At 62.3% G+C, this 14,671-nt stretch carries 11 protein-coding genes; 7 read left to right on the top strand and 4 right to left on the bottom strand.

Translation table 11 applies throughout. From position 1 onward, the window contains the following. Positions 1 to 16: 16 nt before the first annotated feature. From ACYVHK_RS01220 to ACYVHK_RS01205, 4 genes are all read right to left on the bottom strand, one after another. On the bottom strand, positions 17 to 2,398 hold the full coding sequence (locus ACYVHK_RS01220; RefSeq protein WP_460526753.1) for an NHL repeat-containing protein: 2,382 nt from the start codon (positions 2,396 to 2,398) through the stop codon (positions 17 to 19). 164 nt (positions 2,399 to 2,562) lie between these two features. Then, positions 2,563 to 4,959, bottom strand: coding sequence for an NHL repeat-containing protein (locus ACYVHK_RS01215; protein WP_460526751.1), 2,397 nt, complete (start codon positions 4,957 to 4,959; stop codon positions 2,563 to 2,565). Between the two features lie 88 nt (positions 4,960 to 5,047). Next, the gene (locus ACYVHK_RS01210; RefSeq protein ID WP_460526749.1) at positions 5,048 to 7,504 is read right to left on the bottom strand and encodes an NHL repeat-containing protein; all 2,457 of its coding nucleotides are present in this window, start codon (positions 7,502 to 7,504) and stop codon (positions 5,048 to 5,050) included. Between the two features lie 336 nt (positions 7,505 to 7,840). Further along, positions 7,841 to 8,866 (bottom strand): NAD(P)H-dependent flavin oxidoreductase, encoded by a 1,026-nt coding sequence (locus ACYVHK_RS01205; protein ID WP_460526747.1) that lies wholly within the window; start codon positions 8,864 to 8,866, stop codon positions 7,841 to 7,843. Between the two features lie 171 nt (positions 8,867 to 9,037). Between ACYVHK_RS01205 and ACYVHK_RS01200 the strand changes: the two genes are divergently transcribed. From ACYVHK_RS01200 to ACYVHK_RS01170, 7 genes are all read left to right on the top strand, one after another. Continuing rightward, positions 9,038 to 9,265, top strand: coding sequence for a hypothetical protein (locus tag ACYVHK_RS01200; RefSeq protein ID WP_460526745.1), 228 nt, complete (start codon positions 9,038 to 9,040; stop codon positions 9,263 to 9,265). Positions 9,266 to 9,338: 73 nt separating this feature from the next. Beyond that, positions 9,339 to 9,818 carry a transcriptional repressor gene (locus ACYVHK_RS01195; RefSeq protein ID WP_460526743.1) on the top strand — a complete coding sequence of 160 codons (480 nt, stop codon included), beginning with the start codon at positions 9,339 to 9,341 and terminating at the stop codon, positions 9,816 to 9,818. A gap of 109 nt (positions 9,819 to 9,927) precedes the next feature. Next, a complete protein-coding gene (locus tag ACYVHK_RS01190) occupies positions 9,928 to 10,764 on the top strand; it encodes a metal ABC transporter ATP-binding protein (RefSeq protein WP_460526741.1) in 837 nt (278 codons plus the stop codon). 7 nt (positions 10,765 to 10,771) lie between these two features. Beyond that, positions 10,772 to 11,644, top strand: coding sequence for a metal ABC transporter permease (locus tag ACYVHK_RS01185; protein WP_460526739.1), 873 nt, complete (start codon positions 10,772 to 10,774; stop codon positions 11,642 to 11,644). A 65-nt stretch (positions 11,645 to 11,709) separates the two neighbouring features. Further along, complete coding sequence (locus tag ACYVHK_RS01180; RefSeq protein WP_460526737.1) at positions 11,710 to 12,618, top strand: TroA family protein; 909 nt, start codon at positions 11,710 to 11,712, stop codon at positions 12,616 to 12,618. A gap of 151 nt (positions 12,619 to 12,769) precedes the next feature. Next, complete coding sequence (locus tag ACYVHK_RS01175; protein WP_460526735.1) at positions 12,770 to 13,423, top strand: ABC transporter ATP-binding protein; 654 nt, start codon at positions 12,770 to 12,772, stop codon at positions 13,421 to 13,423. Then, positions 13,420 to 14,661, top strand: coding sequence for an ABC transporter permease (locus ACYVHK_RS01170; protein ID WP_460526733.1), 1,242 nt, complete (start codon positions 13,420 to 13,422; stop codon positions 14,659 to 14,661). Before ACYVHK_RS01175 ends, ACYVHK_RS01170 begins: the two co-directional genes overlap by 4 nt. Positions 14,662 to 14,671 lie beyond the last annotated feature (10 nt).

Here is a 14,671-nt window from a genome sequence, read left to right as displayed (position 1 = left end):
TTTTGTTGGCACCCCATTAAGGCAAAGTCAGCAGCAGCACCGCACCGCCGTGGTTGCTCACCGCAAAGCGGCGGTTGCCAAGGTAGGTGATATGGCTTGGCCGATCCAGGCTGCCAGGCAATGCGCCCAGACGAGTACCCAGCAGAGCATCGCTCTCATCGCCCGCCACCACGCTCAATACGCCTCCGGTGCTGAGCTTACGTACCACATTGTCATTCGCGCTGGTCAGGTAGACATTGCCGGTCTCATCTACCGCCAGGCTGTCAAAGCGCAGCTGATTGCCATTTGCTACCTGGTAAAGCGTGGTGACCACGCCGGCAGGCGTGATCTTGCGCACTGCTCGCGCCTGCGGAATGTTCTGCTCATTGCCTGCCGCATCGGCCGCATCCAGCACATAGATGTTGCCAACCTTATCGAGCGTCAGCGCACTGAGGATGCCAAAGCGGGCGGTGCTACCGCTGCCATCGGCTACTCCTTGCACCCCACCCTTGCCGGCCACGGTCATCACCTCGCCGGCGGAGGTGATCTTGCGCACGGTATAGCCCAGGCTGTCGGCCACATAGACGTTGCCCGACGTGTCTACGGCGGTCGCTACCGGCCGGTTGAAGCGTGCATTGGCGCCATTGCCGTCGGCGTAGCCATTGATGCCAGCGGCGCCGGCCAGCGTGCTCACCACCCCGCCGGGCGAGATCTTGCGGATGGTCTGCAACTGTGGCACTGCCGCATAGACGTTGCCCTGCACATCGACCGAGATGCCATCAGGCACGGCACTGACGGTCTGCTCATAGGCAGTCAGACGCGCACCGCTGAGCACCGTACCGTTCGCAGCCACCTTGCGCAGTAGCACGGCGCCACCCGCAGCAGGCTCTGCCGCCCAGACATTTCCGCCGCCATCCACTGCGAGCGACTGGATATCTTTGAAAGCGGCTGCCTCGCCCTGGCCATCAATGCTGGTGCGCAGCGCAGCGCTGCCCGCATAGGTACTGACCAGGCCACCAGGGGTGACCCGACGGACGGTGCCGTAATCCGCCACCAGCAGATTGCCGTCGGCGTCGAAGGCCATACCGGCCGGATTGGCAAAACGGGCCGACGAACCCTGGCCGTCACGGATGTCGCTCTGTAGCGGCGTGCCTGCCATGAGGGAGGACCTGCCACTGGCCGTCACGAACAATAAATAGCTGTAGCCGTAACTCCCCCCCGGCATGAGGGGATTGGTGCTACTGACCGTGGTAGCGCTTAGATAGGCGTTACCTCCCGTATCGACCAGCAAGCCACCGCGCTGCAGGCCCAGCCCATTGGTGTAGGCAGGGGCGATGCCCGAGTCCGGGTCCACATAGGGTCCCAGCAAGCTGGCCGGTGCCGGCAGCGGCCTACGAGCGCTCACCGTGCCGTCTGCCTGGACTGCCAGCAAGGCATCGATCGAGGTACTGCCCGTCTGCTCGGTGGCATAGACCGTCAAAGCGGTGCCATTCCAAGCCAGGCTGTGTAAGGAGTTGATCTGATACCCGGCCGTATCCTGCAATGTCACGGTACTGACCTGGCCGGCAGCGGTGATACGCCGCAGATAGCGGTCACTATCAATCAGGTACAGGCCGCCCGCCCCATCGCTTGCAAGATAACCAGGCTCGCCGAAGCGCGCATCGGCCAGCGCACCGTCGACCGTCCGACGGTCGCCCACCGCGCCGGCCAGGATGCGCGATTGCCGGCTGGCATCGATCCGCCGCACGGTGGCATTGGCGCTATCTGCCAGGAAGATCACCCCACTGGGATCCACTACCATCGACACCGGCCAGTAGCGGCTGCTACTGGGCGTAGAGAATGGAACAGGGTCCAGTACCGCCGTGGCATAGGTGGAAACAACCCCGTCAATGGCAATCTTGCGGACGGCATTCATGGCGCGGTCGAAGACATAGACGTTACCCGCGCTATCACGCCCCACTGCTGCTGCATTCAGAAAACGTGCCGCCAGTGGCGTAGCAGCGTCGAGGTTACCTGGGCCGCCGATATTGCCTGCCAGGAGGGCGATCGGGCCGTACGGATGCAGGGCCATGTTGAACTGCGCCGACAGGCCGCGCACGGTTGCGGTAATGACGGCCGTCGATGCGATTGCGATGCTGGCGGGTGGCGTGTACTGCACGGTGGCGCCGGTCGCCGCACTGAGGCCACCGGCCCCGCTGAGGGTCCAGCTCACCGTGTCGTTGCCGGCCTGCCCCACTGCGGTGAGCGTGATGGGCGTGGTTACGCCGGTGAAGGCGTCGGCCGAACTGGCACTGAGCTGCAGCGACACCGGCGGCAAGGGGGTAGCACTGTCACCGCCGTCGCCACAAGCCGAGAGCAAGAGGGATGCGGCCAACAGGGCCGCCAACAGGCTGGTGCTGCTTTGCTGCTTGATACGCACAGAGCGCTCCTTTCAGGGCCAGGCAGCGCTTCGATATGGGCTGGCCTGGCGGGCAGGGCAGTCTAAACAGGTGGTATGCCGCACGCATCCTCCAAACAGGGGATAGCGCAGCAAAAAAAAAGGGATGGTTACCCACCCCCTTCTCTTGAGCAGACCGCACCCGATCAGGGCAGGGTCAGCAACAGCACGGCATCACCCGTGCTGACGGCAAAGCGACGCTTGCCGAGATAGCTGATCGCCTTCGGTACATCCAGACTACCTGGGAGCGGACCGAAGCGCGTGCCGATCTGCTTACCGCTTTCATCCCCAGCGACAACAGAAAGTGTGCCAGCGCTACTGAGCTTGTAGATCAAGCTGCGAGACCAAATAAGCCCTGGTTCGCTGCTTGGAAAATCACTAATCACTCCAGCAGCCACGTAGACATTCCCCGCATCATCCACGGCCAAACTGTGGATATCACGCATTGGATAGCGATATGGCGGTACGGGTACCGGCAAGCGGTAGAGGGTACTGACCGAGCCGCTCGGCGTGATTTTACGAATCGCGACGGGCTGCAGCTTGTCGGCCTCTGGGGGGGCGGCTTGATCCAGTACGTAGACATTACCATTTGCATCGACGCTGATCGCGATCAGACGGGTAAAGCGTGCAACATCCCCCTGTCCATCTGCGGTACCGGCTGTCAGGCTCTTGCCTGCCAGCGTGCTGACTACGCCAACCGGGGTGACCTTGCGTACGGCGTTGGTATCGGCAACGTAGATATTGCCGCTGGCGTCGGTTGCCGTAGCGGTAGGCCTGGCGAAACGTGCTGCCGCGCCAGCGCCATCAATCGAACCACCGTACCAGGAACTGTCCTCCACACCGGCCAGAGTACTGACCACGCCGTTGGTATCGAGCTTGCGTAGAACATTCTGATAGTTATCTACCCCGTAAAAGCGCCCCTGAGCATCGCGCGACAGGCCGACGTAACCAAACTGGTAGCCTGATGTGACAACTGCTTGCCCTTCCAAGCTGATCTTGCGAACCAAATACCTGGACGAGAGCGGTTCATAGTCGAGACCATAGACGTTGCCGGCCGAATCAGAGGTCAGTGAATTCAGGCGATAGAAAGATGCCTGACGACCGTTGCCATCGAGCACGGCATCCAGCGACGGAACGCCTGCCAGCGTGGTCACTGTTGCATCGGCAGCGATCTTGCGCACGATACCGTTGGTACGATCAGCCACCAGCAGATTGCCCTTGGCATCAAAGGTCAGCCCATTCGGACCATCAAACCGTGCGACCGCTCCAGGACCATCCAGCGTGCCCCGAAAAAAAGGCGTGCCCGCAAATATCGAGGTCTTGCCATCCACCCCCACGCGTAGCACGTAGCTAAACGGCTGAATGTAAATGACGGGGATCACCACGTTGGCCATGCTGACGAAGACATTACCGCCTTCGTCTACTGTCATGCCACTGGCTCTACCCAGCGTACCCCAGGATTTGGCACTGTCGTAGCCTGCATAGGGTGAGAGGAGTTCAGCTGGGGATGGCAATTTGAGTCGGTTGACGACCTTGCCATCAGGCTGCATGACTCTGATGACTTCATCACTGTAGTAGCCGTACAGCAAACCGGCATGAACCGCTATGGAGACCGGCTTGGGGACGGAAACATTGGCAGGCTCTTGCGCAACCACCGTGCTGACCGTACCGTCCGCGCGGATGCGGCGGATGGCACCATCAAGCACATAAAGGCCCTGTGCACCATCGGACGTGATCTGGGTAGGTTGGGCAAAACGTGCAACCGACCTTGCGCCATCAACCGGCGTGGACTCACCCGGCACACCGGCGACGGTCGTCACCTTGCCATCGGCAGCAATGGCACGCACCGCGTTGTTGTAGGTATCGGCAACGAAAATCGTGCCTGTACTGTCGGTGTAGAGCCCTGCTGGCGATTTGAAGCGTGCTTGCGCAGCCGGCCCGTCGGCGTAACCTGACTCACCATCCTGCCCTGCCACCGTGGTCACGCGACCATCGGTACCAACACGCCGTAGGGTATTGCGCACATCTTCGGAGAAATAGACGTTGCCAGCTGCATCTACCGTCACGCCGGTTGGGCTGAAGAGCCGTGCCTCGGCCAGCGGGCCGTCTATCACACCAGTCCCACCTGGCCGCCCAGCCAAGGGGGCGATGGGGCCATAGCTGTGCAAGGCAATACTGGTTGCCACCGTAGCGCCCTTGCTGGCCGCCGTCACCGTGGCGGCCGCCTCAGCCAAGATCGTCGCCGGTGGCAGATACTGAACCGAAGCGCCACTGGCGGCACTCAGGCTACCCGGGCCGCTCAGGGTCCAGACGACATCGCTGCTGCCCTGGCCGCTGGCGCTCAAGGTAATGGCGCCGCCCAGGCCCGAGAAGGCGTCGAGCGACGATGCTGCAACGGTTAGCGCGGCAGGCGGCTGGACGGCACCACCGTCGCCGCTTCCGCCTCCGCCGCCTCCACAAGCCGCCAGCAATAGTGCAGCGAGCCCCCCCGCAAGTGCCAGCCGGAAATGGCCAGCCTCATACTTTGTTTTCTTGATTTTCATTTGATATGTCCTCGTTGCGACCAACAGAGCACTGCCCAGACAGCAAGATCTGGGCAGCGATGGCTTACTGGATACGTAGGTATCTGCTTTATGGCAAGGTCAGCATCAGCACACTATCCTGCAGAGCGACCGCGAAACGGTGTTTGCCCAGGTAGCTTATGCCAACCGGGTAGTCGATGCTGCCGGGCAAGACGCCCAGCGCAATGCCACTACGCGCACCCGTCTCGTCTCCTGCGACAATCGACAACGTGCCGTTGGGCATCAGCTTGTAAATCATGCCCAACGGTACCTCGCGTGGAGTGATCGCCTCCTCATCGTAATCACTGACCAATTTACCGCTGCTGAGATAGACATTGCCCTGCTCATCCACGGCGATACCTGTAGCACGCAGTAAAACGATCGAACTCACCGATGGCGCCCGTACCAACGTGCTCACTACGCCAGCAGGGGTGATTTTGCGAATGGCTGGCGGAATGACGACGTTGTTCGGCCAATCACCTTTATCAAGGGCATAGAGATTGCCAGCAATATCGATCGTCATCGCCTTGATTGCACCAAAACTGGCGGCAGTGCCGACACCATCCCGCTGACCATAGAATGCTGCTGTACCGGCCAGGGTACTGACAACGCCAGCCGGCGTGATCTTGCGTATGGTGTAGGCGGCATCGCCATCGGCAACATAAACGTTGCCTGCAGCATCGGTCACGGTGGCATTGGGGTCGCGGAAACGGGCCTGCGCGCCGCTGCCATTGTCGTACCCTGCTTGCTTGGCGCTACCGGCCAAGGTACTCATCAGGCCGCCAGGGGTCTGCTTGCGTATCGCCAGACCATAGCCCGCATAGACATTACCCTGACCATCCAGAGACAGTCCTAGCGGCGAGCCGTATTGGCTTACGTCACCGCTGTCATTCCACGTAAACGTCGCACCTGTAGTGACGGCGCCATTCAGATCGATGGTCCGGAGCTTGAATTCACCGACACTGGTGTTCGGTGTGTATCCCGGAACACTGCCATCCAGCACACGCAGCTTGCCGTCGTTGCCCCAGGCCATAGCGCTGATGCCACTGAAGGTGGCCTGAGCACCCTGACCATCCTGCGGCTGGTAGTTCGTCGCGCCGCCGGCATAGTCCGTGACTTGTGCTGACTGGCTCACACGCCGAATAGTATGGTTGTAGCTATCGGCCACCAGCAAGTTGCCTTGGGTATCAGCCACGATGCCTTGGGGGTTGTTGAAACCCGTCGCCAAGGCCATGCCATCGCCACCGAAGCCGCGTCGGCCCGGCGTCCCCCCCCAAACGCTCACAAGGCCAGCAGGCGTGATGCGAATCACATAGCTGCGAATCCATACCCCTACCATAGGGGCAATGAAATCGCTCACGGCAAGGTAGAAATTGCCCTGGCCATCGACCGCCGTTGCCCCACTGTAAATATCGTCGTATTTACCGACATAGGCGCCACCACCCGGAATAGGCCCGCTAGTGGGCAGGTAGATACGTTGCAATTCCGTTCCATCCGGCCTAAATGTGCGCAAGGTGAGGCTCACCTGTGTTACGCCGGATGCATCGCTGGCCAGCTTGTAATAAAGGGCACGGATGTTGCCATCGCTGCCTATGGCCAGCGTGCTTGGCGACCCCAGCTCCGGTGCCGGCAGCGATTGCGGTACCAAAGTGCTGACCAAGCCTTGCGCAGAGAGATGGCGAATCTGGATGTTATAGGCGCCGTCCTTCCAGCCTTGACCATCCAGAAAATAGACGCCACCCGCGCCGTCTGCCACCAGGTTAGTCATCGCCCCAAACTGTGCGCTGGCCAGCGGACCATCGCGTAGGCTGGCAGGATCAGAAGCGGTAGCAAGGGTGCGAACCACACCGTCAGCCGAACGGAAAACAATGTTGTATGAGGCGGTCAGATAAAGCCCGCCTTTGTCGTCCGACGCCAGTGAGTCCCAGTAGCTATTGGTGAGCAAATTACCTTGCACATCGCGCGTCGCAAGCGTGGTCACCACGCCGTCAGCGGGGATCTTGCGCAAGCGGCTGGCGGGCGGTGCACCGGGATCAATAATATAAAGACTACCGGCCGCATCCCGCGTCATCGCGGAGGGCCGAATAAACCTGGCCTGCTGCGGTGTGCTGCCATCCAGGGTGCCGGCACCGCTCAGGCGACCGGCCAGCAGAGCAATCTGCCCGTAGGGGTGCAGTTCGATCACCAGCTTCTGGCTTACACCACGTACGGTGGCCGTAATCGTGGCCTCACTCGCTACGCTGATGGTCATGGGCGGGGTGTACTTCACGCTGCCGCCCGTGCTGGCGCTCAGGCTACCGGCGCCGTTCAGTGCCCAGTTGACGGTATCGCCGCTGGTCTGGCCGCTGGCGGTCAGTGTGATCACTGAAGCCACACCATTGAAAGCCTCGCTGGCGCTACTGCTCAATTGCAGGCTGGCTGGCGGTGAGGTCACACTATCACTGCCCCCTCCGCCGCACGCTGCCAGCGACAAGGCCAGCAGCAGGCTCACCCCCAGCAAACACAGCGCTCCCTTTGCCATACGCATGGGCTTCCTCCTGGTCCGGATTCTCATTGTTCTTGGATTCATTGCTACGGCAGCAAGCCAGTGTGTAACAAAGATCAAGGCTTGCCGGAGTGCGAGGCTAGCGGATGTTCAGCACGGGAACATCCTCCAAACAGGGGATGGGTGAAAATATAATCGAACCGCATAAACCACGCCCTGACAGAGAATGCCGGCCGGATGGATAAGGCTGCGAGTAAACGGCAATACAAAGGCCCTGGGGGTGCGCCCCAGGGCCTTTGTATTCAAGCGGCGAACCCGCCAAGACTCAAGGCAAGGCCGGTAGCAAAACCACCCTGCCTCTACCCAGGCAAAGCTCACTCAGCTTGGGAGGCGAGCGTGCGCCTGGCAGGCCTCTTGCAGCACTCGTTCAAACAGGTCGCCCACGCTGGGAATATCCTTGACCAGACCTTGGGCCTGCCCGATCAGCTGCACCCCGCGGCTGTGATCGCCCTCCTCGATCGCCAGCCGGATCGATTCGGTGGCCGCACCAAACTGGGCAAGCTGCTTGATGGCTGCCGGCTGGGCCAGGGCGCCGGCCAAGACCTTGTAGAACGGCATACCAATACGGCGGGCGGCCAGCATGGCACGCGGTACGGCCTCGACCAGGGTCAGCGGCCTGCGCGATTTGCGCTGGGCGGTTGGGGTATCCATGATGCGGCAGGGGATGCCGTCGAAATTGGCGTTATAGATGGTGTCGTTGACGCTCTTGCTGACGATTAAGTTCTTGGTGGCGGCGTGCACCGGGCTCTCACGGGTGCTGGCAAGGCGAGTGCCCATGGCGACGGCATCTGCCCCCAGCGCCAGCGCCGCCATCAGGCCGCGACCGTCGGCAAAGCCACCGGCAGCGATGATGGGCAGCTTGACCGCATCACGTATTGCCGGGATCAGCGTCAGCGAGGTCACCGCACCGCCGTGAGCTGCGGCCTCGTGCCCCGTAACCAGCAACGCATCGACGCCGATCTTCTCGGCCGCGCGAGCGTGCTTCTCGGTAGTGACGGTCGCGATGACCTTGCCACCGTATTGCCTGGCGGCGGTAACGATCCAGTCGCCTTTGCCCAAGGAGAAGTTGATCACCGGTACTTTTTCCTCCAAGGCTACCCTGGCGTTTTCAGCTGCACCCGGCATAAGCAGGGTCACACCAACGCCGAATGGCTTGTCGCTCAACTCACGCACCCGACGGATGGCTGCGCGGGTCTGCTCCGGCGTCCAGGGACCACTTGCCAGGATACCCAGCCCACCCGCATTACCAACCGCAGCGACCAGTTCAGGAACGGCGATATAGCTCATGCCGGGGCAGATCAAGGGTTTGTCGATACCGAACAGCTCAGTGATACGGGTGCGCATGGCAGCACTCAGAAGATAAGGGTAGAGACCCGATTCTAGCGCCTTCGAATTATTTAAACGAGCGCTTGCTTGATTAATTTTTCAGCAAACTTGCGCCTTCGTCTGGGGCGATAAACCGATAGCCATTAGAATGCCGGACCATGTTGCCCACACGGCAACCAAGGACCGTCCATGCTCATTATTGCCCTCGCCTATCTCTACGTCATCGCCATCGTTTCCATCGTCGCCATCGTGGACGGCCATATTGCCTCGGGGGTTTTTACCTTCCTGTTCGCCGGTCTGCTGCCAGGTTTCATCCTGATCCGGATTGAAATCATGAAGCGCCGGGCGGCACGAGCCAAGTTCGAAGCCGACACGGCACCCACCGACTCGACAGCGGCCCAAACGGACCAGCCATAAACAGCAGGCGCATCGCCGTCGCCGGGACAAGCGGGCTTGCCATTCTTTAACGTTACGTTATAACATCTTGACCATGGCACATATGCACAAGCACTCGCACGATTTGGAACATGACCTCGCCGCCGCCGCGCAATGGTGCGCCACGCGCGGGGAAAAGCTTACCGATCAGCGACGTGAAGTACTGGCCTTGCTGCTGGCGGCACCCGGTTCCATGAAGGCCTATGACCTGCTGGCCGAAATCCAGAAACAGAAGCCGACCGCTGCACCGCCCACGGTCTATCGGGCGCTGGACTTCCTGGTTGCCAGCGGGCTGGCGCACAAGCTCGACTCCAAGAACGCCTTTGTCGCCTGTCGCGACTTCGAACATCCCCACCACGGCCTGATGCTGATCTGTGATCGCTGCCACTCCGTGAAGGAGCTCAGTGACGAGCGCCTGGAAGCTCGTCTGGTGGAAGACGCCGCCCAGTTCGGCTTCAGCGTGGCCAGCCAGGATATCGAGGTCAAAGGTCTGTGCCGCGATTGTCGCGATGGCGACACCCTGGGTGCGGCATGAGTTTCAACACTCGCCTGATCGCCCTGTCGGCCCTGCAGCGCATCCTGCTGGTCCTGCCGCTGCTGGCCCTCTTGTGGGCAGCCGTCTGGTGGGCGATGGGGGATGCGCCGTGAGCCATGCGCACCATCATCATCCGCATGCGCACCACGAGGAGACGGGGCCTGCGGCAATACGCCTGCAAAACCTGACGCTGACCTACCACCGGCATCCGGTCGTGCATCACGTCAGCGGCAGCTTCAAGTCCGGCGAGCTGACCGCCATCGTCGGGCCAAACGGCGCGGGCAAAAGCACCCTGCTCAAATCCCTGGTAGGTTTGCTCAAGCCCAACCACGGCCAGCTGGACCTCGCCGGCCTCAAGCCGCGCGATATTGCCTATCTGCCGCAACAAGCCGCGATCGCGCGCGATTTTCCGCTCTCGGTACAGGATGCCGTGCTGTTGGGCGACTGGCGCAGCTCAGGCTGGTTTGGTCGTATCAACCGCAGCGCCCGGCAACGCGCCGACGATGCACTGGCGCGCGTCGGCCTGGCAGGCTTCGGCTTGCGGCCACTGGATGAACTGTCCGCCGGTCAGTTCCAGCGCGTGCTGTTTGCTCGCCTGCTACTGCAGGACGCCCGCGTCATCCTGCTGGACGAGCCCTTTACCGCGCTCGACGCCCGGACCACCGCCGATCTGCTGGGCATCATCGCCGCCTGGCGACTCGAAGGCCGTACCGTCATCGCCGTGCTGCACGACTATGAACAGGTGCGCAGCCATTTTCCGCAGACCTTGCTACTGGCCAAGGAATGCATCGCCTGGGGGCCGACTGAAGAAGTCCTGGTTCCCAGCAAGATTGCCCGTGCCAACGGCATGACGGTCAACTGGGATGATGATGCCCCGGTCTGCCACCGCGATGCCCAGCCCACCACGGCGACCAGCCCGCACGACCACGCGCTGCACGATCACTGAAGACCGCATGACACCCTACGAAATCTTCTGGCAACCGTTTGCCGAATTCGCATTCATGCGCCACGCCCTGGTCGGCTGCCTCGCACTGGCCCTGGGCTGCGCGCCGATCGGCCTGTTCCTCGTGTTGCGCCGCATGAGTCTGGTGGGCGATGCCATGAGCCACGCCATCCTGCCCGGCGCCGCGATCGCCTTCATCGTCTACGGACTGTCGCTGACGGCGATGAGCATCGGGGGGCTGATCGCCGGCCTTGTTGTCGTGCTTGCCGCCGGCCTGGTCACCCGGGCAACCCAGCTCAAGGAAGACGCCAGCTTTGCCGCCTTCTATCTGGTGTCCCTGGCCAGTGGTGTACTGCTGGTCTCCAAGTGGGGCAGCAATGTGGACCTGATGCATATCCTGTTCGGCACGGTACTGGCCGTGGATGACGCCGCGCTGGGCTTCCTGGCCTCCGTCGCCACCATCACGCTGGTCGTGCTCGCCGTGCTCTACCGGGCGCTGGTGGTCGAGAGCTTTGATCCGGAATTCCTGCAGAGCATGGGCGGCCGCGGTGCCTGGGCGCACTTCGCCTTCCTGATCCTGGTGGTATTGAACCTGGTTGCCGGCTTCCAGGCGCTGGGTACCCTCATGGCCGTTGGCCTGATGATGCTGCCTGCCGCCAGCGCCCGCCTCTGGGCCAAGGAACTGCCAGCCCTGCTGGCCATCGCCCTGCTGATCGCGCTTGCCTCTGCCTATGTCGGCCTGCTGGCGTCCTACCACGGCGACCTGCCTTCCGGCCCCAGCATCATCCTCACCGCTGGCATCGCCTATTTCATCTCCCTGGCCTTCGGTGCCCGCGGCGGCATGCTCCGCCGCTGGCTCGGCCGGCAGCATCTCGAGGCCTGATTCATGACGTTTCGGCCCGGGGATACAGAAGCCAGCTACCGCGTTTACCCTGAAAGTCGATACTGATGAAGATCCCATCCTGGCTGCCACTCCTGCTGACCAGCCTGAGTCTGGCCACCTCGGCGGCCGACAAGCTGCCCGTCGTCGCCTCATTCAGCATCCTCGGCAATCTGGTCGCCGAAGTTGGCGGCGACAAGGTGGAGGTCAAGACCCTGGTCGGACCGGACGGCGACGCACACGTCTATCAACCCAGCCCGCAAGACGGCAAGACACTGGCTGGCGCCCGCCTGCTGGTGGTCAACGGCCTGGCTTTCGAAGGCTGGATGGAGCGACTGGCCAGCGCCAGCCGCTACCGTGGTGCCCGCGTCGTGGCGAGTGACAAGGTCCAGGCCGAACAGATGGCCGACGACGATCATGATCACGACCATGGTCATGACCACGGCAGGTTGGACCCGCATGCCTGGCAGGATCCGAACCGTGTGCAGCAGTACGTCAGCAATATCGCCAACGGCCTGGCGGCGGCGGACCCGGCCAATGCCGCGTACTACCAGCAAAGGGCCGAGCAATACCGGCAGACCCTGAAGCAGCTCGATAACTGGGCCAGCCAGCAGATCGCCAGCGTACCGGCGGCCAAGCGCCGCGTGATCACTTCCCACGATGCCTTCGGCTACCTGGGCCGCCATTTCGGCATCACCTTTCTCGCACCGCAGGGCGTGAATACCGATGCGGAAGCCTCGGCCAAGCAGGTCGGCAAGCTGATACGGCAAGCCAAGCAGGAAGGTATCCGGGCCATCTTTGTCGAGAACATCAGCAACCCCAAGCTGCTGGAACAGATCAGCCGGGAGACCGGCGCCAAGCTGGGCAGCCGCTTGTATTCCGACGCCCTCTCGCGCCCCGATGGCCCTGCCGCCAGCTACGTCACGATGATGCGCTACAACATCAGCGCCCTGGTCGCCGGGATGAAACAGAACTGAGCCAAGATCAGTAGAAGGATGCGGCATGACTGACCGTACTTTAAGCGTGCTTTAAGTCTCTTTCGGCAAAGTCATGACCTGCACCATCACGCAAGCCTCGCCACGTAGCCCCACTGCAGCTGTCCAGCCGCACTATTTGTGAGCCCAAGCCGTGTTCCAACTTGACCGAGTCCACCACCGCTACGCCGGTGGCACCGAGCTGATTTTTCCCGACTGGACCCTGCCCCAGGGTGGCAGCGCCGTACTGGTCGGCCCATCCGGCAGTGGCAAGACCACGCTGCTCTCACTACTGGGTGGACTGCTACGCGCCAGCGAGGGTCGCGTCCTGCTGGCGGGCCAGGACCTGGCCACACTACCCGGCAGTCAACTGGACGCCTTTCGCGGTCGTCATGTCGGCTTCGTCCCGCAACGCCCTCATCTGCTCGCCAGCCTGACCGTCGCAGAAAACCTGCAGTTGGCACAATACCTGGCGCATCTGCCGCAAGACCGGCACAGGATCACCACGGTACTGGCCGAGCTGGGCCTGGCCGAACTGGCCGGCCGCAAGCCACACCAGCTGTCGCAAGGGCAGGCGCAGCGCGTGGCGATCGCACGTGCCGTCGTCAACAAGCCGGCACTGCTACTGGCGGACGAACCCACTGCCAGCCTTGATGACGCCGCGACCGAAGCCGTGGTCGGGCTCTTGCAATCCGCCGCGGGCGAAGCGGGCGCCAGCCTGCTGGTCGCAAGCCACGACAGCCGGGTAAAGGATCGTTTCAGTACTCGTTTCAGCCTGGATCGCACGCAACAGGAGCAGGCAGCATGAACATCATCCGGCTCTCGCTGCGCCAGCTCGCCGCCCGCCCGTTGCACACCACGCTGAACGCCACGCTGCTCGCGCTGGGCATCGCCACCATCACCATGCTGATGTTGTTCAACGCCCAGATGCAGGACAAGCTGATGCGCACGGCGGAAGGTATCGATCTGGTTGTCGGCGCCAAGGGCAGCCCGCTGCAACTGATCCTCTCCACCGTCTACCATGCCGATATCCCGCCGGGAAACATCCCCAAGCGCGAGGCCGACAAGCTGGCGAAGCATCCCCTGATCGACAGCACCATCCCGCTGGCCCTGGGTGACAACCTGCTGGGCTATCGCATCGTCGGCACCACGCCGGCCTACGCCGACCTGTACGGGGGCAAGCTGGCGGCCGGCAAGCTATGGTCGGTATCGATGGAGGCCGTGCTCGGTGCCAACGTCGCCAAGAAGAGCCAGCTCAAGCTCGGCGAGGAATTCGCCAGCTCGCACGGCCTGGCAGCAGGTGGCCATCTGCACGATGACAACAAGTACCAGGTGGTTGGCATCTTCGCCCCCACCGGCACCATTCTCGATGACCTGGTCCTGACCGACCTGCAAAGCGTCTGGGATCTGCACGAGGGCCAGGAAAGCACCAATCCGGCATTCCAGGCAGCCAACCCTCTCGCGCAGGCCAAGCCAACGGACGCCGATGAGGAGGATGGCAAGCCTCGCGAGCTCACGGCCCTGCTGATCAAGTACAAGACCCCGCTGGCAGTGTTGGCGCTACCACGCCAGATCAATGCCAACACCAATATGCAGGCCGCCTCGCCAGCCATGGAGTCAGCCCGCTTGCTGCATATCGTCGGCTTCGGTCTCGATGCCTTCCGAGCCTTCGCGCTGATCCTGATCGCCTCTGCCGGCCTGTCACTGTTTGTGGCCCTTTACACCACGCTCAAGGAGCGTCGTTACGACCTGGCGGTCATGCGCCTCTTGGGCAGCACCCGCCTGCGCCTGTTCAGTGCCGTATTGCTGGAGGGCCTGCTGCTGGCGCTGGGTAGCGCGGCCCTCGGCCTGCTGCTGGGCCACGGGGTGACCGAATGGGCAGGCCGCAGCGGGCTCACGCCCGGACTGGCCCTGACCGGTCACTACTGGGTGGCCGAAGAAGGCTGGCTGGCCTTGCTGGCGTTGGCCGTTGGCATCATTGCGTCCTTGCTGCCCGCCTGGCAGGCCTACCGTACCGATATTGGTACGGTGCTATCGGAACGTTGACCTTGCAACC

The sequence above is a fragment of the Chitinimonas naiadis genome, from assembly GCF_054780835.1.
This window is presented reverse-complemented; position numbering and strand designations above follow the sequence as displayed.

Coding starts and splice junctions, on each gene's coding strand:
- ACYVHK_RS01205 (WP_460526747.1), bottom strand. CDS start 8,866: ATGCGCACCCGTATCACTGAGCTGTTCGGTATCGACAAACCCTTGATC.
- ACYVHK_RS01180 (WP_460526737.1), top strand. CDS start 11,710: ATGAAGATCCCATCCTGGCTGCCACTCCTGCTGACCAGCCTGAGTCTG.
- ACYVHK_RS01210 (WP_460526749.1), bottom strand. CDS start 7,504: ATGCGTATGGCAAAGGGAGCGCTGTGTTTGCTGGGGGTGAGCCTGCTG.
- ACYVHK_RS01195 (WP_460526743.1), top strand. CDS start 9,339: ATGGCACATATGCACAAGCACTCGCACGATTTGGAACATGACCTCGCC.
- ACYVHK_RS01200 (WP_460526745.1), top strand. CDS start 9,038: ATGCTCATTATTGCCCTCGCCTATCTCTACGTCATCGCCATCGTTTCC.
- ACYVHK_RS01185 (WP_460526739.1), top strand. CDS start 10,772: ATGACACCCTACGAAATCTTCTGGCAACCGTTTGCCGAATTCGCATTC.
- ACYVHK_RS01215 (WP_460526751.1), bottom strand. CDS start 4,959: ATGAAAATCAAGAAAACAAAGTATGAGGCTGGCCATTTCCGGCTGGCA.
- ACYVHK_RS01170 (WP_460526733.1), top strand. CDS start 13,420: ATGAACATCATCCGGCTCTCGCTGCGCCAGCTCGCCGCCCGCCCGTTG.